The sequence below is a fragment of the Clostridium sp. AF34-10BH genome (assembly GCF_003478095.1).
Taxonomy (GTDB): Bacteria; Bacillota; Clostridia; order Lachnospirales; family Lachnospiraceae; genus Acetatifactor; species Acetatifactor acetigignens.
This window is the reverse complement of the sequence record NZ_QUEC01000077.1, coordinates 1-967: the sequence shown is the minus strand read 5'-3', so window position 1 is coordinate 967 and position 967 is coordinate 1. Positions and strand designations below refer to the sequence as shown.

Genomic DNA, 967 nt, shown 5'->3' with positions numbered 1-967 from the left:
GTTCTTGGAGGTGGGCTTGATGATGAAAATAAATGGAAAGAAACAGGTGGAAAATTTTTTCTCCCATATGGTGTTATCTCGAAAGTGTTCCGTGGAAAATATCTGGATGAGTTAAAAAGCCTGTGGAATGATTCTAAGCTTAAATTTCATGGTACAGCAGAGAAATATCAGAACAGCTATCGTTTTAAAGAACTTCTTGATAAGTGTTATGAAAAGAACTGGGTCACTTACTGTAAAGAAACTTTCAATGGTGCACAGTCGGTTATCAATTATCTTGGAAAATATACCCACAGGATAGCAATCAGTAATCATCGAATCAAATCCATGACAGATACGACAGTTACATATGTAGTAAAAGACTATAAAAACGAAGGCTGCTGGAAAGAGAAAACAATTTCAGGAGAAGAATTCATCCGTCGATTCATGATGCATGTTCCTCCCAAACGATTTGTCAGAATCCGGCACTATGGTCTGCTATCATGTAGAAACAAGAGAAAAAAGATAACTCATTGCAGAAACCTGCTTGGATGTAAGAAATACATTTCTACATTAAAAAATCTAAATGCAGTAGAAATGATAAGGGTTTTATATCACATCGATGTATGCAAATGTTCTTCTTGTGGAGGGAATATGGTATCACCCCGCAAAGATAAATACAGTTCTTCTTTTCGTGCACATATGAGATGTTAAGATCTACAATTGCATAGAATAAATGACTTCCTCATAGGAGGTTTGTTTGTCATGCCTGAAATTGATTTCTTGAATAAAAAAACTTTTACCAAAACATCCGGTATGATAAACTTAAGGAAAAGAGCAACGATTGAATCCCCATAGCTATCGGCTAAAGGGACGCGACTTTGTTCACCAAGGTAAAATCGAAATTGATGTAAACGAAAGGGCAGTTTTTATCAGAACTCAAGGCTGCTTTTTCGTTTACACCAACTCCGATTGTTTCCTTAACAGTTTG

1 protein-coding gene is annotated in these 967 nt (G+C 36.1%); it reads left to right on the top strand.

Features of this window, described 5'->3' with window-relative positions:
* Window positions 1–690 (top strand): transposase (locus tag DWZ61_RS19425; protein WP_182427213.1); only part of this gene is annotated, 690 nt, incomplete at its 5' end.
* Window positions 691–967 lie beyond the last annotated feature (277 nt).